General features: G+C 49.3%; 22 protein-coding genes. 10 read left to right on the plus strand and 12 right to left on the minus strand.

From position 1 onward, the window contains the following. Nucleotides 1-489: 489 nt before the first annotated feature. Nucleotides 490-1,572: an endonuclease/exonuclease/phosphatase family protein gene (locus JUB14_RS11110; RefSeq protein ID WP_207506041.1), complete on the minus strand. Its 1,083-nt coding sequence runs from the start codon at nucleotides 1,570-1,572 to the stop codon at nucleotides 490-492. A gap of 161 nt (nucleotides 1,573-1,733) precedes the next feature. On the opposite strand from JUB14_RS11110, the gene JUB14_RS11115 reads away from it, so the two are divergent. Continuing rightward, nucleotides 1,734-2,963: a metallophosphoesterase family protein gene (locus tag JUB14_RS11115; protein ID WP_207506042.1), complete on the plus strand. Its 1,230-nt coding sequence runs from the start codon at nucleotides 1,734-1,736 to the stop codon at nucleotides 2,961-2,963. Between the two features lie 24 nt (nucleotides 2,964-2,987). On the opposite strand, the gene JUB14_RS11120 is transcribed toward JUB14_RS11115, so the two are convergent. Further along, nucleotides 2,988-3,200 carry a hypothetical protein gene (locus JUB14_RS11120; protein WP_207506044.1) on the minus strand — a complete coding sequence of 71 codons (213 nt, stop codon included), beginning with the start codon at nucleotides 3,198-3,200 and terminating at the stop codon, nucleotides 2,988-2,990. Nucleotides 3,201-3,511: 311 nt separating this feature from the next. Between JUB14_RS11120 and JUB14_RS11125 the strand changes: the two genes are divergently transcribed. After that, a complete protein-coding gene (locus JUB14_RS11125; RefSeq protein ID WP_207506045.1) occupies nucleotides 3,512-4,993 on the plus strand; it encodes a gluconokinase in 1,482 nt (493 codons plus the stop codon). Between the two features lie 69 nt (nucleotides 4,994-5,062). Here JUB14_RS11125 and JUB14_RS11130 read toward each other — a convergent pair whose 3' ends face one another. Together JUB14_RS11130 and JUB14_RS11135 are read right to left on the minus strand one after the other, a co-directional pair. After that, complete coding sequence (locus JUB14_RS11130) at nucleotides 5,063-5,479, minus strand: c-type cytochrome (protein ID WP_207506047.1); 417 nt, start codon at nucleotides 5,477-5,479, stop codon at nucleotides 5,063-5,065. A gap of 115 nt (nucleotides 5,480-5,594) precedes the next feature. Beyond that, nucleotides 5,595-7,886, minus strand: a complete 2,292-nt coding sequence (locus JUB14_RS11135) for a GH92 family glycosyl hydrolase (protein WP_207506049.1) — start codon at nucleotides 7,884-7,886, stop codon at nucleotides 5,595-5,597. Between the two features lie 425 nt (nucleotides 7,887-8,311). Here JUB14_RS11135 and JUB14_RS11140 point away from each other — a divergent pair, with 425 nt between their 5' ends. After that, complete coding sequence (locus JUB14_RS11140; RefSeq protein WP_207506051.1) at nucleotides 8,312-8,755, plus strand: CHRD domain-containing protein; 444 nt, start codon at nucleotides 8,312-8,314, stop codon at nucleotides 8,753-8,755. A gap of 97 nt (nucleotides 8,756-8,852) precedes the next feature. On the opposite strand, the gene JUB14_RS11145 is transcribed toward JUB14_RS11140, so the two are convergent. Then, nucleotides 8,853-9,827 (minus strand): DUF4382 domain-containing protein, encoded by a 975-nt coding sequence (locus JUB14_RS11145; RefSeq protein ID WP_207506053.1) that lies wholly within the window; start codon nucleotides 9,825-9,827, stop codon nucleotides 8,853-8,855. Between the two features lie 705 nt (nucleotides 9,828-10,532). On the opposite strand from JUB14_RS11145, the gene JUB14_RS11150 reads away from it, so the two are divergent. Beyond that, nucleotides 10,533-12,233 (plus strand): response regulator, encoded by a 1,701-nt coding sequence (locus tag JUB14_RS11150; protein ID WP_207506054.1) that lies wholly within the window; start codon nucleotides 10,533-10,535, stop codon nucleotides 12,231-12,233. Between the two features lie 68 nt (nucleotides 12,234-12,301). Here JUB14_RS11150 and JUB14_RS11155 read toward each other — a convergent pair whose 3' ends face one another. From JUB14_RS11155 to JUB14_RS11165, 3 genes are all read right to left on the minus strand, one after another. Next, nucleotides 12,302-12,871, minus strand: coding sequence for a type 1 glutamine amidotransferase domain-containing protein (locus tag JUB14_RS11155; RefSeq protein ID WP_207506057.1), 570 nt, complete (start codon nucleotides 12,869-12,871; stop codon nucleotides 12,302-12,304). 219 nt (nucleotides 12,872-13,090) lie between these two features. Then, nucleotides 13,091-13,654, minus strand: a complete 564-nt coding sequence (locus JUB14_RS11160; RefSeq protein ID WP_207506059.1) for a type 1 glutamine amidotransferase domain-containing protein — start codon at nucleotides 13,652-13,654, stop codon at nucleotides 13,091-13,093. Between the two features lie 197 nt (nucleotides 13,655-13,851). After that, nucleotides 13,852-14,109, minus strand: a complete 258-nt coding sequence (locus tag JUB14_RS11165; RefSeq protein WP_207506061.1) for a hypothetical protein — start codon at nucleotides 14,107-14,109, stop codon at nucleotides 13,852-13,854. Nucleotides 14,110-14,308: 199 nt separating this feature from the next. On the opposite strand from JUB14_RS11165, the gene JUB14_RS11170 reads away from it, so the two are divergent. Both JUB14_RS11170 and JUB14_RS11175 read left to right on the plus strand, forming a co-directional pair. Then, on the plus strand, nucleotides 14,309-14,743 hold the full coding sequence (locus JUB14_RS11170) for a CHRD domain-containing protein (RefSeq protein ID WP_207506063.1): 435 nt from the start codon (nucleotides 14,309-14,311) through the stop codon (nucleotides 14,741-14,743). A 128-nt stretch (nucleotides 14,744-14,871) separates the two neighbouring features. Beyond that, entirely contained in the window at nucleotides 14,872-15,579 is a 708-nt protein-coding gene (locus tag JUB14_RS11175; protein WP_207506065.1) for a hypothetical protein, read from the plus strand. A 206-nt stretch (nucleotides 15,580-15,785) separates the two neighbouring features. On the opposite strand, the gene clpB is transcribed toward JUB14_RS11175, so the two are convergent. Continuing rightward, nucleotides 15,786-18,392: an ATP-dependent chaperone ClpB gene (clpB, locus tag JUB14_RS11180; protein WP_207506068.1), complete on the minus strand. Its 2,607-nt coding sequence runs from the start codon at nucleotides 18,390-18,392 to the stop codon at nucleotides 15,786-15,788. Between the two features lie 376 nt (nucleotides 18,393-18,768). On the opposite strand from clpB, the gene JUB14_RS11185 reads away from it, so the two are divergent. Beyond that, the gene (locus JUB14_RS11185; protein ID WP_207506070.1) at nucleotides 18,769-19,500 is read left to right on the plus strand and encodes an esterase family protein; all 732 of its coding nucleotides are present in this window, start codon (nucleotides 18,769-18,771) and stop codon (nucleotides 19,498-19,500) included. Nucleotides 19,501-19,611: 111 nt separating this feature from the next. Here the strand turns inward: JUB14_RS11185 and pheS are convergent, their stop codons facing one another. After that, complete coding sequence (pheS, locus tag JUB14_RS11190) at nucleotides 19,612-20,652, minus strand: phenylalanine--tRNA ligase subunit alpha (protein ID WP_207506072.1); 1,041 nt, start codon at nucleotides 20,650-20,652, stop codon at nucleotides 19,612-19,614. Nucleotides 20,653-20,978: 326 nt separating this feature from the next. Between pheS and JUB14_RS11195 the strand changes: the two genes are divergently transcribed. Continuing rightward, on the plus strand, nucleotides 20,979-21,392 hold the full coding sequence (locus JUB14_RS11195) for a LytR/AlgR family response regulator transcription factor (protein ID WP_229367746.1): 414 nt from the start codon (nucleotides 20,979-20,981) through the stop codon (nucleotides 21,390-21,392). 232 nt (nucleotides 21,393-21,624) lie between these two features. On the opposite strand, the gene JUB14_RS11200 is transcribed toward JUB14_RS11195, so the two are convergent. Then, a complete protein-coding gene (locus JUB14_RS11200) occupies nucleotides 21,625-22,347 on the minus strand; it encodes a porin family protein (protein ID WP_207506074.1) in 723 nt (240 codons plus the stop codon). 190 nt (nucleotides 22,348-22,537) lie between these two features. Here JUB14_RS11200 and radA point away from each other — a divergent pair, with 190 nt between their 5' ends. Further along, complete coding sequence (gene radA, locus JUB14_RS11205; protein ID WP_207506076.1) at nucleotides 22,538-23,905, plus strand: DNA repair protein RadA; 1,368 nt, start codon at nucleotides 22,538-22,540, stop codon at nucleotides 23,903-23,905. Between the two features lie 6 nt (nucleotides 23,906-23,911). Here radA and JUB14_RS11210 read toward each other — a convergent pair whose 3' ends face one another. Then, on the minus strand, nucleotides 23,912-24,793 hold the full coding sequence (locus tag JUB14_RS11210) for a sensor histidine kinase (protein ID WP_207506077.1): 882 nt from the start codon (nucleotides 24,791-24,793) through the stop codon (nucleotides 23,912-23,914). A gap of 164 nt (nucleotides 24,794-24,957) precedes the next feature. Between JUB14_RS11210 and JUB14_RS11215 the strand changes: the two genes are divergently transcribed. Next, nucleotides 24,958-25,953 (plus strand): DUF1028 domain-containing protein, encoded by a 996-nt coding sequence (locus JUB14_RS11215; protein ID WP_207506080.1) that lies wholly within the window; start codon nucleotides 24,958-24,960, stop codon nucleotides 25,951-25,953. The last annotated feature ends 85 nt before the right edge of the window (nucleotides 25,954-26,038 follow it).

Consider the following 26,038-nt stretch of genomic DNA (forward strand, 5'->3'; position numbering starts at 1 on the left):
CTATTAGGTATGCAGTATTGCTGCCTGCGCAGTAAACTCTGTGCTAGCAATACTGTGCGGACAATAGTCTACTAGGTTCTACAACGGCAATAGGAGGATACTGTTACCAAATAGTCGAAGATAAGGGCTGGCAACACGGAGCTGTCGGGTACAACGATAGCTTATATAGTACTATTTCATTGTATAGCGAATCTAACAGGAACTGCGAGAATAGGGATACTGTAGGAGCGCAGACGCGCGGTAACAGAGCCTTAGGTACTAAGGGCCATAAATTAGACTTCATAGATTCCAAATCTTCTCTGGACTTTTAATCTGATCTCAAGCAATTCGGATCATAAGTAATGATCTGGGATACGATCATACAGCTGCACTGTTCAATGGACCGGTATGGGTATTATAAAGAAATACTCAGCCCTATGGGGGCTCACACCTGGAAGCCGATACCACCTACCAGGGTAGTACCGCATGGATTATCAGGTAGCTGGCCAGCTACTCCTCTTTCTTTTGTTTTTCGTCGCGGGTCTCTTCCTTGATTTTTTCGTCGGCTATTTCCAGGTCCTCCTCATCAGGTATAGGCTTTTCCTGTTGGCTTTTTCCTTCTGGCTCATACTCAAGCTGCACCCACATGGGGAAGTGATCAGATCCGAAATACGGGAGCCGCTTGATATCTATCAGCCTGAACTCCCTGGAGCAGAAAATATGATCGAGCGGAAAGCGGATAAATGGGTACTTAGCGTGAAAGGTATTGAAGAAGCCGCGACCCCGGCGGGGATCAAGCAGGCCGCTAATCCGCTGGAATAATCCGGTAGTGTAGCTCCAGGCTACGTCGTTGAGGTCGCCGGCTACTATAACCGGGTACTTTGCTGCCTTGGCCAGTTTGCCTACGATGAGTATTTCTTTGTCACGCTCGGTCGAACGCGGATTTTCCTGTGGAACGGGTGGTGTCGGATGTACACAGTAAAGCTGCAGGAGCTCGCCCGAGGGCAGTTTGACTTTGGTGAATATAGAAGGTATGTCGTCTTCGACCAGGTAGTTTACGGAGCTATCCTGCAGTTCGTAGCGCGAGAATACCAGTAGCCCGTACGTATTGTCAAGTGGTTCTTCGATCCGGTAGGGATAGTTGTCGTGCAGGGGTGACATGGCTTCTGCCCAGGCCATGTCGGTTTCGGACAGGACCAGTACATCCGGATCACAGGATTCAATAAGTTTTAGTAACCGGTCAAAAAGTGTATTGTACTGGTATACGTTAGCAATCATGATCCCGATGGTGCGGTCCCTGTCAAACGTACTGGCATTGAGCAACTGGATGTTCGAAAAAGGCAGGAAGGGGAGGATCTGATAACTCAGGTACCCCAGGTTGAGCAGGAGTGCCCCGCCAAAGGCCCATTCGTACCATTCAGTAAAATCATCAATAATAATAAATAGAAGCAGGACAAGAGCAACCAGGACCCATTTCTGTAAACGGGGGTATTCGAAAACTCTGAAAATCCAATAATCGGCCCGGACCATAGGAAGCAGCGAGGCAATTAACACGAATCCGCCAACGGCATACACAATGTACAAACCTATCATGAGAGTATGAGCTAATGAGTGCTTTATATGTAAATTAGGTAAAAAGGTGATCAAAAGTATCATGCCACAGCAGCAGTGACCTATTTTATGATCAATTACTACCTTAAACAAAAAAGGGCCCTATTCGATTATTAAAATTGATCTCTACTAAACCTTACACTATGCCCGAAACTTCCGATAAGAAAGCGGAGAAGTACCTGGAACTGGGTCATTCAGAAGTTGAAAATCACGCCAGGGCCCAGCAAAAGCAATATGAGGAACACGTCGCGCGATCGACCGTAGTAACCCGGGTTATTTCCGAATTCTTCAAGACGAATATTTTTGGCTTTACGTACCACTACATGCGTAGCCGGTTTGGCCCCCGGCACCCGTACCAGGCCTATCCCCGTTTTGGGGACTCCGGGGTGTACAGGTTACAGTCATCCATTCCCTCGCGTGAATCTATTACCCTGGCTTTGATGAGCGATTGGGGTAGTGATACCGATGAATCCGATGCCGTAGCGCACCTGGTAGCACGTTACGCTCCTGACTATACTATACATCTGGGCGACATATATTTTGTGGGTACTCCCCAGGAGGTAGAAGAAAACTTTACCTCTCCCCATGCCTCATGGTACTACGGAGCATCGGGCAGTCTGGCTCTGGCCGGTAACCACGAAATGTACTCCAACGGCGATGCCTATTTTCAGAATCTGCTGCCGGCTATGTACGTATATGAGGGAGAGGAGCGTAAAACCCAGCAGGCCGGTTTTTTCTGTCTTGAAAATGACCACTGGCGGATTATCGGGCTGGATACCGGCTATACCTCGGTAGGGCGTCCTTTTATGGAGGTGATCTCACCGCCCGACTGCCACCTGCGTAAGGAGCAGGTCGACTGGCTGCGGGATATAGTACGCCTCGGAGATCCCAACGATAAGCGGGGTATCGTGCTAATGAGCCACCATCCTAACATATCTTCTTTTCGAGATGATTATTTCAAGCCGGGCGAACAGATCTGCGAGCTGCTGGGTGAGGCAGACCGGCCTCTGGTGTGGTTCTGGGGACACGACCATCGGCTGGTGGTATACCATCAGGAACAAAACCGGGAAGGGCCCAAGGCCTACGGCCGCTGTATAGGACACAGTGGTATGCCCGTAGAGATCAAAATGCCCAAAACCAAGCAGGAGCAGGACCGGATGCTGTACTACGACCGCCGTATCCGGAAGCAGATCGGCCGCCACTCGGTGGGGTATAATGGGTTTGTGATGCTACACCTCAGGGAGAATAAGCTGGTAGCCGAATACCGCGACCTGGAGGATAACCGGGTAATGGAAGAGGAATGGCTGGTAGATATACAAAACGGCCAGCTCAGTTGGGACGTGACGCATGTCCTGCCTGAGCTGGTCGTGTAAGACAATCCCTTTATACTGGTAGTATTAGTGAAGAGTGTGATCTGAATCGTGCAGTTCGTGCTCAGATGTTCTGCCACTGTAGTAAGAGGCAAAAGCAATAGTTATTCCTAAAAAGCCCACAATAAAAACCAGCAAATCACCAAAGACAGCCAGGATGATCAGCAGGAGAATATAGATGGATATATTGGCCCAGTTTGGCAGATCAGGCGATGCATTTTTGGTATCTGTAACAGTCATAAGTCGATTAAAGTTAGAATAGCATTAAATATGGGGGCGAAAATAATAAATAAACTAATATGATACAGAACCTTTACTATTAAAGTAAAGCAAACGGCACAGATCACCCCGGCCTTGTTCTGAGTTTCCGGTTTAGCCTATTTTACAAAATCTGTTCCACCTCGTCAGGAAGTTTTGTCAGGCATTATCTACAAATTGTACAATAGAAGGAGGGAGCCCAGGGGAATATATTTTGATGGTTGGGTGGAATGCTATTACTTCACAGCGTAATGTTTGTCTTTCCTTCCCACCTTATCCATAAAAAAACTACAATGCCGTTCATAATTGGAGCCGATATCGGGACCACAAACGTAAAATCCGTTGCTTTTGACCTATCAGGCAATATACTGGCTTCACATAGTGTAGGGTACCCCATCTACTACCCCCAGACCGACTGGAGCGAGCAGGATCCGGATGAGATGCTGAGGGCTACGCTGGAAAGTATTAAGACTGTATATGAAATGTGCAAGAAGCAGGGCGAGCTGAAAGGAATAGCATTCAGCGCGGCCATGCATAGCCTTATTGCACTTGATGAGCAGGGACGGCCGCTTACCAGGTCCATCATCTGGGCAGATAATCGCAGTGCCGACATAGCGGATGCGCTGCGGCATTCTGCAGATGGTCGCCTGTTGTACCACCGCAATGGTACTCCCATTCACGCCATGACTCCCGCCTGTAAGCTGATGTGGCTGCGTCAGCACCAGCCCGATTTATTCGCACGGGCACCCATGTACGTAGGGATCAAAGAGTACATCCTATATAAGCTTACCGGTAAGTACCTGGCCGATTATTCGCTGGCCTCGGCTACGGGGCTGTTCAACATACGCCGGCTCCGCTGGGACAACTGGACGCTCAACTTCCTGCATCTTGACGAGGCGCAACTCCCGCAAGCTGTATCGCCCTTTCATATAGAAGAACTAGCCGCCGATAACGGGATGGGATTGCCTGCCGGTACACCCCTGATCATGGGGGCCAGTGACGGCTGCCTGGCCAACCTGGGTAGCGGGGCTATGACACCCGATTCGATGGCTGTTACCATTGGTACCAGCGGGGCGGCCCGGGTTATTTCTAGAAGCCCCTATACCGATGAGCAGATGCGTACCTTCTGCTACCTGCTGGATGAGAAAACATACATAGTGGGAGGGGCTACCAACAATGGAGGTGTAATATTCCAATGGCTGAAAGACGCTCTCTTTGCCGAATGGGACTACGATACGCTGTTTGGGGCTGCGGCCCAGATAGCTCCCGGTGCGGATGGGCTCCTGTTTCTGCCCTACCTGCTGGGTGAGCGCGCGCCCCTCTGGAACTCTGCCGTGCGGGGTGGTTTTACGGGGCTGGACATCAAGCATACCAAGGCTCACTTTGCTCGGGCGGTGATGGAGGGAATTCTGCTGAATCTGTACAGCATCGGAAAGGTACTCATGGAGGACCGCTCCGTAACATCTATCTACGCCAACGGCGGTTTTGCGCGTAGCCCGGTATGGGTACAGATGCTGGCCGATGTATTTGGCATCCCTGTCCGCCTCAACGATACGGTCGACACGGGCTCGGTAGGCGCGGCCATGGTAGGACTCAAAGCCCTTGGCCTTATCAAAGACTACGCCGAGGTACCGTTATTTACACCTGTTGAGCAGGTAGTAGAGCCTAATGCTACCGCGCACCGGGCCTATGCCGGAGTCTCCGATAATTTCAACCAGATGGCGCAACTCCTGCTGGATCAGGTACACAAAGAAAGAGTACCTTCTGCTGAGTAATTACATAGTATTACATAAAGCAAAAGAGCAGGGCATCCACCCTGCTCTTTTGCTTTACAGCTGTACGGCTTACTTTTCCTCTTCCTGTTTTACCGACTCTACCATTTTCACGGTAATCATCTTCTTGTTGGACGAGTTACCCCAGGAGTTCATAATGTAGTTCATCACATCAGCCACTTCTGCCTGGCTTAGTCCCGGCTCGGGCATCATGTTGTCATACTCGACTCCATTTACCTCAATAGCTCCCTGCAATCCAAATTTAATAGCATGGATAGCCTTTTCGGGAGTCTTTATGAGGTAGTCTGACTTGGCCAGCGGAGGGAATACCCCTTCGACTCCTTCACCTGTGGCTTGGTGGCAGGCTACGCAGTTGTTGGTATACACTTCCTTGCCACGGGCTATGCTCTTTTGAAGTTCATCGTCCTGTCCGGGAAGTACCGCCGAATAAAAAAGGGCTCCGGTCAGGGCTACAAAAGCTAGTTTCATATATTTAGTAAGTACTAATTAATTGATGCAAATCCTAAAACAGGTACTAATTATTAACTCCCTTTCACAACAGAGTTGAAGGTGCTGCTGTTCCATTGGTTGTTACTTCACTCAACTATTTGACCGCCGTGTATGACCAGGGCGCATCCTTCTTACTGGTACCCCAGGTCTTGCTGGGCTGACTACCCATGTCAAAAATAAGGGTACCCCCTTTCAGAATGTCAAAATGGTCGAGGTAGGTAGGCGTGTAAGCCTTGCCATTGAGCGTAGCCTTCTGGATGTACAGGTTCTGGTCGCTGGTGGCGGGAGCCTGTACTACAAACTTCTTCCCATTTTCGAGAGTCATGGTAGCCTTCTTGAACAGGGGAGTACCTATAACATATTGAGTAGTACCGGGCGTCACAGGGTAGAAGCCCAGCGAAGAGAACACGTACCAGGCTGAGGTCTGACCGTTGTCTTCGTCGCCACAGTAGCCGTCGGGCGTAGGTTGGTAAAGGCGCTGCATCACCTGACGCAGCCAGTACTGCGCCTTGGCAGGGGCTCCGGCGTAGTTGTACAGGTAGATCATGTGCTGGATGGGCTGGTTGCCGTGGGCGTACTGTCCCATGTTCATGATCTGCATCTCCCGGATCTCGTGGATGGGGAAGCCGTAGTAGCTATCGTCGTACACCGGGGGCATGGCAAATACGGTGTCCAGCTTCTGCACGAAGGCTTCGCGGCCACCCATCAGTTCCACCAGTCCCTGCACATCCTGGAATACCGACCAGGTATAGTGCCAGCTGTTGCCTTCGGTAAAGGCATCGCCCCACTTGAATGGGTTGAATGGCTTCTGGAACTGACCATCCTGATTCTTACCCCGCATGAGGCCCGTTTCGGGATCAAACAGGTTACGGTAGTTCTGGGCACGCTTGGTATACAGATCTATCTCGGCCTGCGGACGCTTTAGTTCTTTAGCTACCTGGGCTATACAGAAGTCGGCGTAGGCGTACTCAAGGGTACGGGCCGCATTCTCCCGGATCTTTACATCGTAGGGTACATAACCCAGCTCGTTGTAGTATTCATGTCCGAAGCGACCTACCGAGCTTACCGGTCCGGCATTCTCGGTATTCTTCAGGACGGCTTCGTACAGGGTATTGATATCATAGCCACGGATGCCCTTCATGTAGGAGTCGGCGATGAGGGAGGCCGAGTTGGAACCGATCATACAGTCGCGGTGACCGGGGCTGGCCCACTCAGGCAAAAAGCCGCTCTCCTTATAGGTGTTGACCAGGCCCTCCATAATCTGGGCGTTGAGAGTGGGGTACATGAGCGTGAAAAACGGAAACACGGCCCGGAAGGTATCCCAGTAGCCATTGTCCGTAAACATATAACCCGGCAGTACCTCCCCGTTGAACGGACTGTAATGTACCACCTGATTTTTAGCATCCAGCTCGTAAAACTTCCGGGGGAACAACATCACCCGGTACAGGCAGGAGTAGAAGGTCTGCGTCTGTTCGCGGCTTCCACCCTCCACGGCTATGCGGGAGAGCTCCTTGTTCCAGATAGCATGTCCCTTCTGCCTGGTCGTTTCAAAAGTATCGTTGGCCAGTTCGCGGCGCAGGTTCAGTTCGGCCTGATCGTAGCTGATAAACGACGAGGCTACCTTGATGCCTACCTGCTCACCCTGGCGGGTCTTGAAACCTACTACGGCTCCTACGTGGTCGGCCTTGTACTCTAAGGTATCCTTAGCCAGTTGTTTGCCGTGCCAGGTAGCCGAGAGGTTAAATGGCTTGTCAAATACCAATACGAAGTAGTTTTTAAAGTTAGCAGGTACGCCACCGCTGTTCTTGGTGGTGTAGCCAATGATCTTGCGCTCCGACGGGATCACCTTTACATACGAGCCTTTGTCAAAGGCATCAAGTACCACATAGGCGCTGTCTGTCTTGGGGAAGGTAATACGGAACTGAGCCGCGCGCTCGGTGGGCGTGATCTCGGTCGTGACGTCGTAGTCGGCCAGGTATACCTTGTAGTAGTGGGGCCTCACGGTCTCGGCTTTGTGCGAAAACCAGCTCGAGCGGCTGTTTTCATCAAACTTGAGCTTGCCGGTTACAGGCATGATCGAAAACTGTCCGTAGTCGTTGATCCAGGGGCTGGGCTGGTGGGTCTGCTTAAAGCCCCTGATCTTCTCGGCGTCGTAGGTATATCCCCAGCCATCGCCCATCTTACCCGTTTGGGGCATCCAGAAATTCATCCCCCAGGGTAGCGCTATGGCCGGATAGGTATTGCCAGCCGACAGGCTGAACTTGGACTGCGAACCCATCAGCGGATTGACCCACTCGGTCGGGTCAGCTACCTGCGTGACGGTTTGGGCAAAGGTGTTAGTAACGGTGAGGGCTAAAATAAAAATTTGATGGAGGACTCTTTTCATAATACTATGTAAATAAGGAAAAAGGTCGACAAAGTTACACTTTGCATTCGAATACTTAAGAAGTAAAACCCGGCTATGCCGCTTTTTTGATGGGCCATACCAAGGCTAGTGGCCTATAATACAGTCTATTAATCTCCACGTAGAGGTACTTGCCCACCTTGAAGTAGCTGGGTCAGCCTGCCATGAACCTAGATCTTTCCCTTACTACTGCACCCATCTGGTAAAGTACAGTAGCATAAGCTTTTGATATACAGCGATCTATGAACATTCTTACTGGTATAAGGATCATGTTGCTGAGAAAGTTTCATTAAGAGCTCTACTTAAAAAATCGTAGTAGTTTAGTTCGTTAGGAATAACTTTTTGACAATCAATGGTATAGTAAGAGAAAGTCTCTTCTCGGATGTTTAATTTAACCTACTGAAGCTATGAAAAAGTACTTATGCATGGCAACCTGCCTGTTGTTCCTGGCAACTGGTTGCGACAATGACGATGATGATGTTACTCCTGAGGAGTCCTACCTGGCTATACTATCCGGAGCTACCACAGTACCTACCAACAACACCTCAGCCACCGGAACTACGGATGCTATCTATAATTCTGAATCAAATCAGCTCCGGTTGATGGTGACCTATGAACGTATCAATCCTACTGCCTGGCACATTCACCGGGCCGAGTTTGGGGAGAAGGGACCGGTCGTGTTTGACTTGGGTACCAATTTTATGTCTCCGTACGAAACAACAATCACCCTTACGGAGGAGCAGGAAGAGAAACTTGATGATGGTATGTACTATATCGACATCCACTCGGCTGAGTACCCCGACGGTGAGATCCGCGGGCAGCTTACCGATAATGAAGCAGATGATGACTAAAGTTAACTTCTCACATAAGTCCTAAAGTAAGAGCAGCAGGTATCCAATACCTGCTGCTCTTATTTTACATCCAGACTTCTGCTTTTATAAAAGAGATTTATAAAATACCTCCCAGTATACCCTTGATATAGAGCGAAAGGCTGGTTTGTGCGTTGGCCTTTACCGAAATCGCGTTGAGGTTGGTTTCGCTGTTCAGGTCAAGGAACGTATTCAGGCTCAGCCCTCCGGCCCCTTCCTGACGGTAGGTGGCTACGTGTAGCTCGTATTCACCTTCGGGAATAAAAGCAGCCGTAAAGCTACCGTCGCTGTTTACCTTGGCGCTGGTAACGGCATTCTTAAACTTGACCTGGCTTTCACCCTGACCGCCGGTTTCGGTATTTTGCTTGAATGACCCCTTCGTATAAACGTAAGCGACAGCCTTGCCATTGGTGGAAGGGTTGTAGTTGCTCAGCTTGCCGGTGATTGAGCCGGTGTTTTCCTTTTTGACGAATCGGATAGAGGACTGAAGCTCTCCGTAAGTAACAAAGGCATAGTCTTTTGAAGCACCACCCTGTTCTTTGATGGCTTTTCTCAGGTCAAAGTCCATCACCAGGGTCTGGGTTTGTCCTTCGGCTATATCTACCTTAGAGCCTTTGATTTCAATGTCTGTACGAGCATTACCCGATACCACCAGTTTATTCTTAGTGCCATCCTGACGCAGGATGTAGCAACCGGGGGCGTTGCCACTGGCGTCGCGCTCGTAGTCTAGTACCAGGGTCATTTTGTCAAAAGAACCTACTGATACATCCCCTTCGGTCAGTGTTACGGTTTTGCCGCCCTGTAGTTCCAGTAGGTTGACTGTCTTAGGACCCTGAAAGGCTTCCCATTTCTTACCGTCGATCCTGATTTCGGTTACGGTCACGAATACACCCTGTACTGAGGCCTCATCAATGGGAGCATCGGTCATTTCGACTTTCAGACGGCCACCGGTACCCGAGGGATCAATTGTGGTGTCGTCCTCCATGTCACACGCGTTGATTGCCAGTACACTGATAAATCCTAAGGCTGTCCACTTGAGTTTTTTAATTAACATACATTAAAAGTGATTTGAGTTGAACATAATTCATGAAGTGGGGTACATCATGGGTAAAGGTTTTAACATATACTGGCAAATTGTATTTTAGTAATATTGTCTACGTAGCTTACATGGGCTTTCAGGAAGAGAACGAGAGATGGTGCGCTATATTTTTGGAGAGTTAGGCCATTGAGCGAACGGCAATATTTAGTCTAGTATATTTTAATAGGTTGATAGTAAGATATTTAATGGAAGGTTAAGCTTCGCGGCTTCTAAGAATGTATATGATTGGGAGCGGCCTATTTAGTGAACGGTAAAGTGAAAGCGGTTTATGGAAGTGAAAAGGAGAATGGGGATATTTCAAGATAAAGGCAGAGTGTCAATGGATTGTGGCAGTTGATGTACGCCTGTACTAGTACCAGTGAGCGGTAAAGATTTATTCAGGAGGAGAATTTACAGAAGATGTATCTAAGTAATCACTTTGGTATTATAATTGTACTAAGTAGGTAGTTTCTGCAAATACAATACGTAATAATACGTATTTTTATGGGCTGTTGATTTGGGTTCTACACACACTTTGTCGTTATTGTGCATACTATTATTCAGAAATACGACCCTGATTAGCTGGAGGGGAGTAAAGCAGTAGTAGGCATGTATAATGGTGCGCCGGAAAGATGAAATAACTTATTGTGTGGTAGACTTGTACGAATAACAATAGCTTGCATGAAGTCAGCATTGATACCTTCTGATGAACCGGAAAGACTTAAAGTGTTACAGGAGTATAATATCCTGGACACTCTCCCTGAAAAGGACTTTGACGATATTACCCTGATTGCTTCTGAGATTTGTGGTACTCCTATTTCTCTGATTTCACTGGTTGACGAAGAACGTCAGTGGTTTAAGTCAGCTCATGGGCTGAATGCCTCCGAAACCCACCGCGACTATGCATTTTGTGCCCATGCCATTCTGAATCCGCAGGAAATCCTGGAGATACCTGATACCCTTTCGGATGACCGCTTCTTTGATAATCCCTTTACGACCGGTGATCCCTATGTGCGATTTTATGCCGGGGCACCGCTTACTACATCTGAGGGCCACGCGCTGGGTACACTATGTGTCATAGATCAAAAACCCAAAGAGCTTACTGAAAAGCAAAGGCTGTCCCTGCTGGCACTGGCCAATCAGGTCATGCACCAGCTGGAGCTGCGCAAAAAAGCGGAGGAGCTGGAGATTATAAAGAAACAGCTCGAAGCTACCAACCTGGAAATGATGGAGGCGAAGCTAAAGGCCGAACAGGCCAGTAAGGCCAAAAGCGATTTTCTGTCGGTGATGAGCCATGAGATCCGGAATCCACTTCATTCGATTGTAGGCTATACCAATCTATTGATCGAAGAAACCCCACGGGCCGACCAGCAGCCGCCCCTCAAGGCACTGCGCTTCTCGGCCGAAACTTTGCTTTCGCTGGTCAACGATATTCTGGATCTGGGCAAGCTGGAAGCAAGCAAAGTCGAGCTGGAATCCATTCCTTTCAATCTGGTAGAACTGGTCAATAATGTGGTGCAGTCAAACCTGCACCGGGCCAGCAAAAGGGGCAACCACATTGAAATAGTATCAGACCCTACCTTGCCGACCTGCCTGTTGGGCGATCCTACACGGCTGCTTCAGATATTGAATAACCTGGTATCTAACAGTATCAAGTTTACTGAGAAAGGACTGATCCAGATTAAGCTCATCACTGTGCCCGATGATACCAGTGATCAGATAACTGTTCATTTTCAGATAGCTGATACCGGTATAGGTATGTCTTCGGAGGTACTTGCGGTTATCTTTAATGAATATACGCAGGCCTCCGCTGAGATTACCCGTAACTATGGCGGCACCGGGCTAGGGCTGTCTATTACCCAAAAGTTGCTGAGCTTGTTTGACAGCTCGATCCGGGTGAACAGTGAAGTAGGCAAAGGCTCGACTTTTACCTTTGAAATAGCCTTCCGAAAAGCAAGAGGCAAAGTGGCCGTTGATGAGGAACAACAGGATTACGACTTCTCTGGATTTAAGGTCATGGTTGTGGATGACAGTGAGCTTAACCTCAAGCTGATCGCCCACTCACTGGGCCGAAAGGGTATCAGGTATGAACTGTTTTCATCCCCCCTTAAGGCGCTGGAGGCGGCCCGGGAGTCAAGGTATGACCTCATCCTGATGGATCTTCAGATGCCGGGTATGAGCGGATTTGTATTAAGTACCGAAATCAGAAAATTAGATGAGGAGGTACCCATAGTGGCTCTCTCGGCCGATCATAGTCCCGAGACGGCCCGACTCACCCGAGAAGTTGGGATGAATGGGTACCTGCCTAAGCCCTACGCCGTCAGACAACTATACCAGGTAATGTCGCAGTACCTTATCAAAGCGAAAGTAGAGAATGTATAATACAAGAGGGAGCCGGTACGCCGGCTCCCTCTTGTATTATACAATTAGTGTATTGATTCTACAGTACATCAGGCGTGCTGCCTGCAATTGATACCTTCGGCTATCTCCTTGATCATCTTCTCGTTAAAAGCGGGTATGTCGTCGGGCTTGCGGCTGCTTACCAACCCCTGATCCACTACTACCTCCCGGTCCACCCAGCGGGCACCGGCATTTTCCAGGTCCTTGCGTAATGAAGGGTAGGAGGTAAGCGTGCGGTCACGTACTACATCGGCCTCAATGAGCAGATGCAAGCTGTGGCATAAAGCAGCAACGGGTTTTTGATTCAAAAAAAAGGAACGCACAAACTCAACCGCCCGCGCGTTGATACGCAGTGTATCCGGATTCATTACTCCTCCCGGTAGCAGCAGGGCGTCGTAGTAGCAGGCCCTTGCCTGTTCCAGGGGTACATTCACTTCAAAAGTTTCTCCCCACTCAATCTGATTCCAGCCTTTGACGGTATCCTTGTTGGGGGAGATAATATGCGTGGTCGCTCCACACATATCCAGTGCTTTTCGGGGTTCGGTCATCTCTACCTGCTCAAACCCATCGGCAACCAGGATGGCAATACGTGTGCCTTTTAAATTGGCTGGTACTTTCATCAGTTTTTGATTTTACGAGGAATGATAAAATCTTATTTTATATAAAAAATGTACCAGTACGTACGTAACTACTGTTGTTGTTCCTAAAATATTTTTAGTAGTGAAAAAGCCAAGGGCAGATTGAGGGGTAAGATAAAAAAAGAGGAAGAGGTATCCCGGTTGGGCTACGCTCTTCCTCTGCTGATCTATATACAATGACAGATACCTGAGTAAGCTGGATCAGGCGTGTTGCTGCTCATGTACACCTTCCCGGAACTCCTCTACCATCTTGCGGTTAAAGGCAGGTATGTCATCCGGCTTACGGCTGGTCACCAGGCCATGATCGGTTACTACCTCGGCATCTACCCAGTTGGCTCCGGCATTCTGCAGGTCCGTCCTGACAGATGGGTAAGAGGTCAGTTTTCGGCCCCGAACTACATCGGCCTCGATCAGCATCTGAGGGCCGTGGCAAATGGCCGCTACGGGCTTGCCGGCATCGAAAAATTCCCGGACAAACTGCACCGCCTTTTCGTTGGTACGGAGCTGGTCGGGATTAAGTACTCCTCCGGGTAGTAGCAAGGCGTCATACTCATCGACATTTACCTCATCGATTGACTTGTCTACCTCAAACGAGTCACCCCAGTTGGTCTTATCCCAGCCTTTGATGGTACCCTTTTCGGGACTGATTATATATGTTTCGGCTCCCTGTTCGTCAAGAGCTTTTCTTGGTTCGGTCAATTCTACTTGCTCAAATCCATCCGTAGCCAGTATCGCTACCTTTTTTCCTTTCAACTTCATTTCCATGACTCACATTTACTTTAAATTTCTACTATATGTACAGTAGATAGAAAAAAGATTATTCCAAAGCTATTTAAAGTGTAATGAGCGTTATAGCGGGGATTTAATGCACCTACTGAGAGGATATTTCACAGAAAAAAGATCCACCCTCCGGCAGATCTCTGTGTACTTCCTTCTAGCCTAGCCATAACAGAAAATCCCGCCTAGGCCAGGTACTTTCGTAAGGCATCTTCGATCATGGAATAGGGAGCAATAAAAGGCTTTTTGGTGATGGTGACCCGCAGCACATTGTTCTGGATAGCGTAGTTGCCTTCTACGGTTCCGATCTTGGCCGGTACCGCGAATTCTCCTGTATTGGTATCTCCTGTAAAAGAACCCTGTGCTCCCTGTATGGTATTACGGGCCCGGTTGATGATTGAGTTAGGATCATCACTGAATGGTATTTCAAATGAATAAGCCATGTACTTTCTGTGTTTGGGGTACCTCAGGTACCGGTTTGTCTTTCTGTGGCTCTTCTAAAAATTGCGTGCCTGCTGCTGATTTTCCTGGCCTTTTCATACAGTCCGGTATTAATTTAGTAGGTGAAGCAACCTCTGATTAAGTTACTACGTATTCATGGTGAATGATAAGGTCTAATTTTTACTTAAACATCTGAATACGATGAAAAAGCCCATGTTACTATGGATGGTAAGCCTGTTGCTGCTGACAGTGAGCTGTAAGGACAAGGAAGAGGAAGTATCGCCGGAGGTGCCGGTAATGGCAACCTTAGCGGGGGCCTCTGAAGTACCCGCAAATCCCTCAACCGCTACCGGCAAGGCCGAGGGTACTTACAACAACGACACCAACGAGCTGAAGCTTACAATCACCTACCAGGGCGTTACCCCCACAGCCTGGCACATCCACAAGGCTGCGGCCGGTACCAACGGAGGAGTACTTTTTGACTTTGGAAACACCTTTACTTCTCCTTACAACTACACCACAACCCTGACCGAAGAGCAGGAAGCCGACCTGAAAGCGGGAATGTACTACGTCAATATTCACTCAGCTACTTATAAAGGCGGTGAAATACGGGGGCAGCTGAGTGTGGACGAGTAGGGGAGGCGGGCAATTAGTAAGACCGTTGGATAAAATACTAGAGCGTTGTATGGAATAGCGCAGGCTTGGCCCTAACTTGCCCACGTAAGTCTATTATTGTAAACCCTCCTCGTTCATAATCACTAATAATGCTTTTTCGGATACTTATTCCGATACTTCTGCTATCAGGAATTCAGATCAGCAAGACTCATGCTCAGACTGTCTTTGAAGAAGGTACACTCATTTATCGTGTAGATACAATACGCAGTCTTCAAAGACATCCGTCCGCTTTTATAGGGGCTCAGTTTAAGCTTTACAAGAAAGGAGATCTGATACGTATTGAAAGTACGAGGGTTAATCAATACAGGCCTGCTACCAAAGAAGTAAGTACCCAGATAAGAAACAAGAAAGGAGTCTACATTACGGGAGAGTCAAAGTTTATCTCGGCACCCCCGGTAGCTATGTTTATGTCGTATGATGAAGAAAGGATAAATAAATCCAAGGCTGCATCACAAGGACTGGTAAAGAGCTATACGAGCAGGAAGACAGGCTCAAGATCAACCATTCTGTCCATGCCTGTGGAGGAGGTGATTATTATGAGTTCAGACAAAAGTCAACCCCTGGAAGCTCAGGTGACTAAGGCTCTGGATGTTCCGGTAAAGCAGTTTTTTGAACACCTTCAAGGTGTTGAAGGTACGCCTTTACAGTTTACTGAATCACAGTACGGATGGCTGGTGCGATATACGTTGGAATCCGTGACATCCCAGCCCCTGCCTGATGAGCTTTTTCAGATTGATCCCAAACTAAAAATTATGACAATGGAGCAAATGCTAAAAGAGCTACGGGACTTTAAATAGAGGTAGTAGCTTTTAGCTATCTTGCTGCAACTACGTGTCCCGGTTTAAAATGCAAATGTGATAGCAACCCGATTTACAATCGGGTTGCGTGACATCGGGTGTTTTTAGCCAAAAAGATATAGGTAAAATAGCTATTCACGCAGAACAAAAAAAGAGGTGCAACCCGTAGGCTGCACCTCTTATGCATATATAGCAGGTACTATTTATTAGATTTCGACACCACCGCCGACGTTCTCGAAGGCGATCTCACCGTCGTCATTGACCTCCATCATGATCACGGCATCTTTAGCGATCTGGCCGCTTAGGATACCCTTGGATAGCTCGTTGAGTATCCGACGCTGCAGGACTCGCTTCAGCGGGCGGGCACCAAAGGCCGGATCGAAACCTTCCTCACCCAGCTTGGTCAACGCTTCATCGGTAGCATCCAGCGTGATACTCTGCTCGAGGAGCGTACGTTGAATCTGACGGAACTGGATATCCACGATCTTTCGGATGTTGCCCTGAGTCAGTGGCTCGAAGAGTACGATCTCGTCAATACGGTTCAGGAATTCCGGCCTTACCGAGGCTTTCAGCAGGTCAAGTACGGCCTGCTTGGCCTCCTCCATAATGAGGGAGTGGTTCCAGCCTTCGTCTTCCGCGTACTTCTCCTGAATGATATGGCTACCGATGTTGGACGTCATGATGATGATCGTGTTCTTGAAGTTAGCCACTCGACCCTTGTTATCGGTCAGTCGTCCTTCGTCCAGTACCTGCAGCAGGATATTCCATACGTCAGGATGCGCCTTTTCGATCTCGTCGAGCAGTACTACACTGTAGGGCTTGCGGCGTACAGCTTCGGTCAGCTGACCCCCCTCGTCGTAGCCTACGTAGCCCGGAGGCGCTCCTACCAGACGGCTTACCGCATGACGCTCCTGGTACTCACTCATATCGATACGTACTACGGCATTCTCATCGTTGAAGAGGTACTGAGCCAGGGTCTTGGCCAGCTCGGTCTTACCGACACCAGTTGGTCCGAGGAACAGGAAGCTACCAATCGGGCGCTTGGGGTCCTGCAGGCCGGCCCGGCTGCGGCGTACCGCATCGGCTACTACCTGAATGGCCTCGTTCTGACCGGCTACGCGGCGATGCAGCTCATCTTCCAAGTTGAGCAGCTTTTCGCGCTCGCTCTGCAGCATCTTGCTAACCGGTATACCTGTCCACTTGGCTACTATCTCGGCAATTTCTTCCGAAGTAATTTCTTCCTGCATCAGCTTGCGCTCTCCTTCCGACTTCTGTAGCTCTTCCAGCTTTTTCTGAGCCTCCGGGATACGGCCGTACCGAATTTCGGCTACTTTACCGAAATCACCGGCACGTTCGGCCTGCTCAGCTTCAAAACGTAGCTGGTCAGCCTGCTCTTTCAGCGTACGGATTTCGTTCACTATACCCTTTTCGGTTTCCCACTGGGCTCTTAGAGTATTACGCTGCTCACTGAGGTCCGCAATTTCTTTATTCAGTACCATTTCTTTTTCATGGTTATTTTCCCGGCGGATAGCTTCGCGCTCAATTTCCAGTTGCATGATCCGGCGGTTCAGTTCGTCCAGTTCCTCGGGAACACTGTCCATTTCCAGACGCAGCTTGGAAGCCGCTTCGTCCATCAGGTCAATTGCCTTGTCGGGCAGGAAGCGGTCCGTAATGTAGCGGTTTGACAGCTCTACGGCCGCGATCACGGCATCATCCTGAATACGTACCCCGTGGTGGAGTTCGTACTTCTCTTTGATACCCCGCAAGATACTGATGGCATCCGCTACGTCCGGCTCGTCGACCATGACTGCCTGGAAGCGACGCTCGAGGGCCTTATCCTTCTCAATATATTTCTGGTACTCTTTCAGCGTAGTGGCACCGATCGCGTGCAGCTCGCCACGCGCCAGCGCGGGTTTCAGCAGGTTAGCGGCGTCCATTGCGCCCTCACCACCGGCACCGGCTCCGATGAGGGTATGGATCTCGTCGATGAAGAGGATGATCTCACCTTCGGAGTCGGTCACCTCTTTGATCACCGCCTTCAGGCGCTCCTCAAACTCACCCTTGTACTTGGCACCCGCTATAAGCAGACCCATGTCCAGCGATACGATAATCTTGGATTTCAGGTTTTCGGGAACGTCGCCCTGCTCGATGCGCTGGGCCAGACCTTCCACGATGGCCGTCTTACCTACCCCCGGCTCACCTAGTAGGATGGGGTTGTTCTTGGTGCGGCGGCTCAGGATCTGTAGTACCCGGCGGATCTCTTCGTCACGACCGATCACGGGGTCGATCTTACCGGCGCGGGCAAGTTCGTTCAGGTTTTTGCTGTAGCGTTCCAGCGAACGGTACTTGGCTTCTGCGTTCTGATCTTTCACGGGATTATTTTTACCTCTTAGTTCCTTGATAGCTTCTTTCAGTTCTTTTTCTCTAAAACCAGCGTCCTTCATCAACTGAGCGACGGAGTCCTTTCCGCCGACTAAGCCCAGTAGTATTAGTTCAATACTTACAAACTCATCATTGAACTCTTTCAGGTAGCTCTGTGCCTTGGTCAGCGCGGTCGACAGGTCGTTCCCCAGGAAAACCTGTGAACTTGATACCTTAGGATATCCGCTTATGATGGCGTCCAGAGCCTGCTGGAGGCGTAGCTGATTCACGTTGAGCTTCTTCATCAGGAAGCCCGACGTATTTCCGTCTTCTTCTAATATTGCTTTCAGAATGTGACCCGTTTCGATGGCCTGCTGCTGATTGCCTTGGGCAATCTGAGCACCCTGCTGGATCACCTCCTGCGCTTTAATGGTATACTGATTAAAATTCATGGCTTATTGGTTTTGGTTGCTATTATAGGTATATACTATCAAACTATGTACCTAAGGCTAAAACCTGTTAAAATGGCGGTGTTTATAGAGATACTGATAGCTTTAATGACAAAGCGTCATAGCTTGTTAGTCAGAATGATAGATAAAAAGGGACAGTAGGGAAGAGGCTCCCCAGTAGCCTTCCTGACGTATAGTCTGGTAGCTACATTTATTTTAAATGCGTATATAGTATATTAGTTGTTATACAAACCGCCTGTACAGCTATGTAGAGGGCATTTCTTCCTTTAAAAGTCTGAACAAATAGGGGTGTAATTAGTAGTATAATAGTACCCTTGTTCATCAGTAAACACCATTACTATAGAAAGGAAGTATACCTATGCAACGTGAGGTAACAGGCTGGTTCAGCCCGGCACTTGATAAATACATGGATGTGGCCGTATATGGTCACTACGGGTTTGCGCTGTTGATGATCCCTACGGCTGACTCTGATTTTATGGAGTATGAGCGGCATGGTCTTATCGAGAGCATCCAGCCCTTTATCGACGCTGGTCTGCTGAAGGTGTTTTGTATCGGAAGCATTAACGCTGAGAGCTGGATGAACCACTACATGGAGGGCAGGGACAAAGCCATCCGGCACCAACACTACAATGATTACATATTCAGAGAGGTAATTCCTTTTGTCAAGGAAAAAACCAGTGAGGAAACCCCTATCATAGCTGGTGGAGCTTCGTTTGGTGCCCTGCACGCGGCTAACCTATTTTTTAAGCATCCTGATCTGGTCAATGGCATCATTGCTATGAGCGGGTGCTATGACTTAACCGTTTATACCCAGGGCTACCATGACGACAACGTGTACTTCAATTCACCCGTACACTACCTGCCCAACCTCAACGCCGAGTGGCACCTGTGCAAGTACCGGCAGAGCCGTCACATCCACTTTATCTCGGGCTCCGGTGAATACGAAGATCCCAACGCGTCACGCCATATCTCTACTATACTGAGCTCTAAAGGTGTGGCTCATGAGCTGGATATCTGGGGGCCTGAGTATCCTCATGATTGGCCTACCTGGCACCAGATGATGCGTGTGTACCTGGAGACGCGGTTCTGAAAGCGATAAGTGTTAGGAATTAAGCTATCTGAAAGTTGCTGTATACTACAAAGGGGAGTTGCTAACGTTAGCAACTCCCCTTTGTAGTTATTAATTCCTTTTTTTCTTTATTTAAGCTCCTTCGAACTGGCGCAGGAACCGGACGTCATTCTCGGTGAACAGGCGCAGGTCCTTGATACCGTAACGAAGCATGGTAATGCGCTCGATACCCATACCAAAGGCAAAGCCGGTATACTCTTCGGGATCAATGCCGCAGCTGGCCAGCACATTAGGGTCTACCATACCCGATCCGGCGATCTCTACCCATCCGGTATGCTTACACACATTGCAGCCTTCGCCCTTACATATAAAGCAGGTCACGTCGATCTCAGCGCTGGGCTCGGTGAAGGGGAAGTAGGAGGGACGCAGACGGATCTTGGAGTCCTGACCGAACATCTCCTTGGCAAAGTGGTACAGGGTATCTTTGAGATCTTTGAAGCTTACGTTTTTATCCACGTACAAACCTTCAACCTGGTGGAACACACAGTGCGCCCGGGCCGAAATGGCCTCATTGCGGAATACCCGACCCGGCATAATTGAGCGCAGGGGGGGCTTCTTGTGCTCCATCAGTCTGATCTGTACGTTGGAGGTATGGGTCCGCAGCAGTACGTCGTCCTTTACCTCACCGGCGCTCTTCTCTATAAAGAAGGTATCCTGCATCTCGCGGGCAGGGTGGTTGTCAGGGAAGTTGAGGGCGCTGAAGTTGTACCAGTCCGTCTCGATCTCGGGACCGTCTGATACATTAAAGCCCATGCGCTCAAATATCTCGATGATCCGGCGACGTACTATGGTCAGCGGGTGTATGCTGCCGTACTGGTTAGGTACTACCGGCAGCGTCAGGTCTATCTGCGAGTCGGCACCATTGTCCGACTGCTCTTCCAACTGGGTAGTAAAGGCCTGAAAACGATCCTGGGCCGCATTCTTTAATGTATTAAGCTCCTGGCCGACCGCCCGGCGGTCTTCCTGGGGTATATTTTTTAACTGATCAAACAGCTCAGTCACGACTCCCTTGCGGCTAATGTAGCGCATACGGAAGGCTTCCAGCTGTTCCTTGTTACTTACCGTACTGTTCTCGATCTCGGTGAGTAGTTCTTTTACCCGTTCGGTAATCATATCGTATCTGCTTTATTAAGGCTATTTGGCTGCAAAGATATATAAAGTTTGGAGGGCGAACCAGAAACTGTGGATGTACAAGGGAGATGACGCAGCAGGAGCCCGCTTTTTTACTTATTAGCTATATTATTAAATACAGATATGCAATACGTAGGAACACCTGTTTTAGTAAGTGGCGCTACGTCATTTGAGTGGTTAGCTATTTTGTAATGTGCTGATATACAATGATTTAATTTTTGGCGCGTAGTTATACGTATTTTCTGGAAGTGGCTAAAGGAGTAGTTTTGATACAGAAATCACAAGCTCACTTATATACTCAGGAAATCATGGATACCATTGCAAACTACTCGATAAATAAAGCGACAGCCGCAACTGCTACCAGCTATACGCATACACTGCAGGGCACTGATATTGCTATTCATATAATGGGGCAGATCCAATGGCTCTCACCTGACGAGATTACTTGCCTGGAAGGAGAGGGTAACTATACCTACATATATACCTGCCGTGGAAAGCGGTATCTGGTATCCCGTACACTCAAAAGCCTTAGTGAACATCTTAACGATTCTTTCTTACGTGTACATAAGTCGTATATCGTAAATACCGGATTCATCATTGACCGCGTAGACGACGACCGGGTAATCCGGATGGTGTGCGGCAAAGAAGTAGTGGTAGCTCGTCGTAAGATCAAAGAAATTGCCGAACAACTCAACGCGTATCAGAGCCGTATCAGTGCCTGATAGTATACGCATGAGTATATCATAAGCTTCATTTTTAGTGGGTTAAATCGAGAACAGCAGCCATCGCTAGAACGGTGGCTGCTTGTTTCTTTAGAGCAATCCTACCGGCTATATCCATACCTATTTTTACTTCATTTAAAGCGTATCAGTACTCAGTAACAGGTATACATACAGCGAGAGCCGCTCCGGTACCGGAGCGGCTCTCGCTGCTAAAAAGCTATTTAAAGCTTTTCTATAGGAGCTTCATCGCCAGCGTTACCTGCCATGAGTTGAGACGCTGACGTACGGTAGAAGAGCTACCACCTACCTGGTTCTGGTTGACCCTGAAAGCGGCAACATCATTGAAAGAGCCTTCGCGGCGAACATCCAGGCTGAAGCCCAGAATATCCAGTCCGGCACCAAACTGATACCCATATACGGCCTGCGACATGGCGTCATTGAAGCTGCCTGAAGTATAGTGCTCAAAGGCATCGCGCAGGCGCTGGTTATCACCAATACGGAATGAAGCCATTGGGCCGGCGTTGATCCGGAGTGGTCCGCCCTTCAAACCAATAAGAATGGGTACATCTATGTTGCTGAAGGTAACGTTGACATTGCTGGTCTGGGGAGTTGGACCGCTGTTATCTATAATGTCGAAACTGCCTCCCTTGGTCGAAACCAGTACTTCGGGCTGAATAAAGAGGTTTTTGCCGAAGCGGGCGTACACACCGCCCACAAATCCGGTACGGGTATCGTAGCTTTCGCGCAGGTTGTCCCGTACTACCTGGCCGTTGTAGCCCAGGTAAGGATTACCGTTTCTGTCGTACCGGGTGGTCAGTACTTCACCCATGGAGAGTTTGGAAAGGTTAACACCGCCCTTAATACCAAAAGCAAAACCTTTGGCCTGTCCGAATGAGAGTTGAGGAGCGACGAGGCATAGCATGAGGGCAAGCAGCCCGAGGTGAGTGTTTTTCATGGTTTTTTTAATCTAATAGATGCGTTTGTTCAATAACGAAATGATCACTACTGCTTACATACCTGCGGCACCTTTTTTAGATACACGATGTTAATAAAGTTTGTACTTTCAGGTGCTGATTCTTCCATGGCTCATGAAGGTCAGGTATCGTACAGGTACCCCTAAGACAATCAAAAAAGTAAATACCCCTATGGCTAAAGCCAAAAGTGCCTATTTCTGTCAAAATTGTGGTTATAACTCTCCCAAATGGTTGGGAAAATGCCCTTCCTGCGGCGAATGGAATACTTTCGTTGAAGAAATCGTCGAAAAAGAAGATAAAAAAGCACAGGTAGGCTGGAAGTCCATTAGTCTGGCCAGCCGGCCCAAGGCCATTGGTGAAATTCGCTACGAAGAAGAGCCCCGCATCCTGACTACGGACCAGGAACTCAACCGGGTACTTGGTGGTGGGATTGTACAGGGGGCTCTGGTGCTGATCGGTGGCGAGCCGGGCATTGGTAAATCTACCCTGATGCTGCAGATCGCCCTTACCCTTTCGAATAAGCGCGTCCTGTACGTATCGGGTGAAGAGTCGGAGCAGCAGATCAAGATGCGCGCCGAGCGCCTGGATACCAAAAGTGAGAACTGTTTTATCCTGACCGAAACCTCCACTACCAATATCTTCCGCCAGATAGAAGAGTTTCAGCCCGATGTAGTCATCATTGACTCCATCCAAACCATGCAGTCGCCGCTGATCGAGTCCAGCGCCGGTAGTGTGTCGCAGGTGCGGGAATGTACTTCGGAAATCATGAAGTATGCCAAGGAAACCGGTACACCCGTATTTCTGATCGGCCATATTACCAAGGAAGGTTCGCTGGCCGGCCCCAAGGTACTGGAGCACATGGTGGATACGGTACTGCAGTTCGAGGGCGACCGCCATACCACCTACCGGATCCTGCGTACGGTCAAGAACCGCTTCGGTAGTACCTCCGAACTGGGTATCTACGAGATGCTGGGAACGGGGCTGCGGCAGGTGACTAACCCGTCGGAGATTCTGATCTCACAGCGCGACGAGCCCCTGAGCGGTATCACCATCGGCTCCATGATGGAAGGTAACCGTCCGCTTAAGATCGAAATACAGTCGCTGGTGAGTGTGGCTAACTACGGAACCCCACAACGTAGCAGTACCGGCTTTGATGCCAAGCGCCTGCAGATGCTGCTGGCCGTACTCGAGAAGCGGGGTGGATTCAGATTAGGTATTCAGGATGTATTCCTCAACGTAGCCGGCGGACTCCGGGTAGAAGACCCGGCCATTGACCTGGCGGTGGCTACGTCAATAGTATCTTCTTACGAAGATATAGCCGTTCCGGCGTCGGCATGCTTTGCGGCTGAGGTAGGGTTGGGGGGCGAAGTACGGGCGGTCAACCGGATTGACAGCCGGATTTCGGAAGCCGAAAAACTGGGCTTCAGGAAGATTTATATCTCCAAGTACAACGCCAAGGGACTACCCTTATCGGATTATAAGATAGAAGTGGTACCCGTAGCCCGCCTGGATGACTTGTTTGCGGAGCTGATGGGCTAAGCAGATCTATAAGCTGTTAGTCTTATACTGGGGAATAGCAACTCTGAATTCACTGCCTTTTCCCAGTTCACTATCCAGCTCGAGCTGCCAGCGGTGGGCGTTCACGATTTGCTGTACATAGCTGAGCCCCAGTCCAAAGCCTTTGACACTACCTCTGGTACGTCCTATGCGGTAAAACTTCTGGAATATCTTTCCTTTTTCTTCCGGTGGAATTCCGATCCCGTTGTCCCGTACGGCTATGACGTAGTTGCCATCCTTGTCGTAGGTACATACCTTTATATCCGGATTTTCGGGCGAGTACTTGATGGCATTCTCCATCAGGTTGTGCAGCACATTGATCAGGTGGAGGCGATCTACCCTGGCCAGGGACTGCTGGGCCCGGTACTCTGCTTTTACTGCACCATTGTATCTTTCTACTACACTATACACCAGGTCGTTGAGCGGCGTGGTTTCCAGATTTAGCTTCAGGGTGCTGCTTTCGGCCTGGGCTATGTTCAGTACGTTCTCAATGTGCCACTGCATGCGCTGGCTTTCTTCCTTGATGATACGAACGTACTTTTTGAGCTTATCGGGAGTCTGCATCACAACCGGCGATACCAGCATATCGGCCGCCAGCCGGATGTTGGCTACCGGAGTCTGCAGTTCGTGGGTCATCTGGCACATAAAGTCCATCTGATGCTGTGAATTGGAGGTAGACCTAAGGGCATACAAGCCCAGTGCTACCAGTCCCACGATCGAGAAGAGCAAGAGCCCTACCAGTAGTACCTGATAGTCAGTGAAATCAGACCGAGAAATAGAAGAAGGATAACTACTTAAAAAAGCCACTACACATAGTATAGCCACTACTCCCAAGCTAATGAATCCCCATGCCTCCTTCCTTATTTTCATTAGAATAGAGTGACGCAATTGGTTTATCGTTCTGCTAATATACGGATTTGATTATTTTTAGCTCCATAATGAAGAGTTGTCTTACAGACAATTTAGTGAAAGGTAAAAACAGATAAATAAGTATCACTACGGCTATGTACTCCGGTAGTGGTACCCGATGTACTATGAAAAAATCTAATTTTCTATTGCTGGTGGCTCTATTCCTGTCAATACAGCCCCTTTTTGCACAACGCCCCTTTCAGGACGATGCCTTTGCCCATACCTTTTCCATTGTCGCCCGCGATAGTGTAACGGGTGACTTAGGGGTAGCCGTACAGTCGCACTGGTTCTCGGTGGGGTCGGTCGTGGCCTGGGCCGAGGCCGGAGTAGGAGCCATTGCTACGCAGTCGATGGTCAACGTCAGCTTCGGCCCCCGCGGATTGGAACTCCTGAAGTCAGGCTTGACGGCACAGCAGACACTGGACAAGCTCATCAGTGACGACGAAGGCCGGGAGTTTAGGCAGGTGGGTATAGTGGATATACATGGTAACGTAGCTACCTATACCGGAGCTAAGTGTATCGAAGAGGCAGGGCACCGGCAGGGGCGGCAGTTCTCGGTGCAGGCCAACATGATGCTCAATGATAAAGTACCTGCCGCCATGGAGCAGGCCTATAAGGCTGCCCGGGGGCCACTCCCTACGCGCATTATGGCCGCCCTGAAAGCAGCGCAGTCGGTCGGTGGTGATATCCGGGGACAGCAATCGGCTACGATCCTGGTCGTAAAGGGTAAGAAGTCTGACAAGCCTTGGGAAGACCGAGTTGTGGACCTGCGCGTGGAAGATCATCCCAACGCCGTGGCTGAAATGGAGCGCGTCCTGAACGTACACTACGCCTACGAAGACATGAACCGAGGCGACCTGGCTATGGAGCACAACGACGTACCTGGCGCCCTAAAGCACTACGGCGCTGCTATGAAGAAGTACCCCAACAACCTGGAGATGAAGTACTGGACGGCCGTATCGCTGGCCAACGCTAAGCGCCTGAATGAGGCACTGCCGATATTTCGTGAGGTATTCCGCAAGGAGCCCAACTGGGTACTTCTCACCAAACGCCTTGTCCCGAACGGGATGCTCACCGTATCTGAAGCGGACCTGAAGAAGATACTAGATAGCGGGAAGTAGGAGGAGTCCTAAACTCTATTCAATAATTTACTATGAATTTGTAGATTGTGATCTATGTTTTTATATAAATTTATGGATTAGAGCT

This window comes from Telluribacter humicola (assembly GCF_017355935.1).
GTDB lineage: Bacteria > Bacteroidota > Bacteroidia > Cytophagales > Spirosomataceae > Telluribacter > Telluribacter humicola.

Excerpts from the sequence above, each read along its gene's own strand:
- JUB14_RS11175 (WP_207506065.1), top strand. The coding sequence starts at position 14,872 with ATGCTTTTTCGGATACTTATTCCGATACTTCTGCTATCAGGAATTCAG.
- JUB14_RS11115 (WP_207506042.1), top strand. The coding sequence starts at position 1,734 with ATGCCCGAAACTTCCGATAAGAAAGCGGAGAAGTACCTGGAACTGGGT.
- JUB14_RS11140 (WP_207506051.1), top strand. The coding sequence starts at position 8,312 with ATGAAAAAGTACTTATGCATGGCAACCTGCCTGTTGTTCCTGGCAACT.
- JUB14_RS11110 (WP_207506041.1), bottom strand. The coding sequence starts at position 1,572 with ATGATAGGTTTGTACATTGTGTATGCCGTTGGCGGATTCGTGTTAATT.
- JUB14_RS11215 (WP_207506080.1), top strand. The coding sequence starts at position 24,958 with ATGAAAAAATCTAATTTTCTATTGCTGGTGGCTCTATTCCTGTCAATA.
- JUB14_RS11210 (WP_207506077.1), bottom strand. The coding sequence starts at position 24,793 with ATGAAAATAAGGAAGGAGGCATGGGGATTCATTAGCTTGGGAGTAGTG.
- JUB14_RS11150 (WP_207506054.1), top strand. The coding sequence starts at position 10,533 with ATGAAGTCAGCATTGATACCTTCTGATGAACCGGAAAGACTTAAAGTG.
- clpB (WP_207506068.1), bottom strand. The coding sequence starts at position 18,392 with ATGAATTTTAATCAGTATACCATTAAAGCGCAGGAGGTGATCCAGCAG.
- JUB14_RS11170 (WP_207506063.1), top strand. The coding sequence starts at position 14,309 with ATGAAAAAGCCCATGTTACTATGGATGGTAAGCCTGTTGCTGCTGACA.
- JUB14_RS11185 (WP_207506070.1), top strand. The coding sequence starts at position 18,769 with ATGCAACGTGAGGTAACAGGCTGGTTCAGCCCGGCACTTGATAAATAC.
- JUB14_RS11200 (WP_207506074.1), bottom strand. The coding sequence starts at position 22,347 with ATGAAAAACACTCACCTCGGGCTGCTTGCCCTCATGCTATGCCTCGTC.
- JUB14_RS11145 (WP_207506053.1), bottom strand. The coding sequence starts at position 9,827 with ATGTTAATTAAAAAACTCAAGTGGACAGCCTTAGGATTTATCAGTGTA.
- JUB14_RS11155 (WP_207506057.1), bottom strand. The coding sequence starts at position 12,871 with ATGAAAGTACCAGCCAATTTAAAAGGCACACGTATTGCCATCCTGGTT.
- radA (WP_207506076.1), top strand. The coding sequence starts at position 22,538 with ATGGCTAAAGCCAAAAGTGCCTATTTCTGTCAAAATTGTGGTTATAAC.
- JUB14_RS11195 (WP_229367746.1), top strand. The coding sequence starts at position 20,979 with ATGGATACCATTGCAAACTACTCGATAAATAAAGCGACAGCCGCAACT.
- JUB14_RS11130 (WP_207506047.1), bottom strand. The coding sequence starts at position 5,479 with ATGAAACTAGCTTTTGTAGCCCTGACCGGAGCCCTTTTTTATTCGGCG.
- JUB14_RS11160 (WP_207506059.1), bottom strand. The coding sequence starts at position 13,654 with ATGGAAATGAAGTTGAAAGGAAAAAAGGTAGCGATACTGGCTACGGAT.
- JUB14_RS11125 (WP_207506045.1), top strand. The coding sequence starts at position 3,512 with ATGCCGTTCATAATTGGAGCCGATATCGGGACCACAAACGTAAAATCC.
- JUB14_RS11165 (WP_207506061.1), bottom strand. The coding sequence starts at position 14,109 with ATGGCTTATTCATTTGAAATACCATTCAGTGATGATCCTAACTCAATC.
- JUB14_RS11120 (WP_207506044.1), bottom strand. The coding sequence starts at position 3,200 with ATGACTGTTACAGATACCAAAAATGCATCGCCTGATCTGCCAAACTGG.
- JUB14_RS11135 (WP_207506049.1), bottom strand. The coding sequence starts at position 7,886 with ATGAAAAGAGTCCTCCATCAAATTTTTATTTTAGCCCTCACCGTTACT.
- pheS (WP_207506072.1), bottom strand. The coding sequence starts at position 20,652 with ATGATTACCGAACGGGTAAAAGAACTACTCACCGAGATCGAGAACAGT.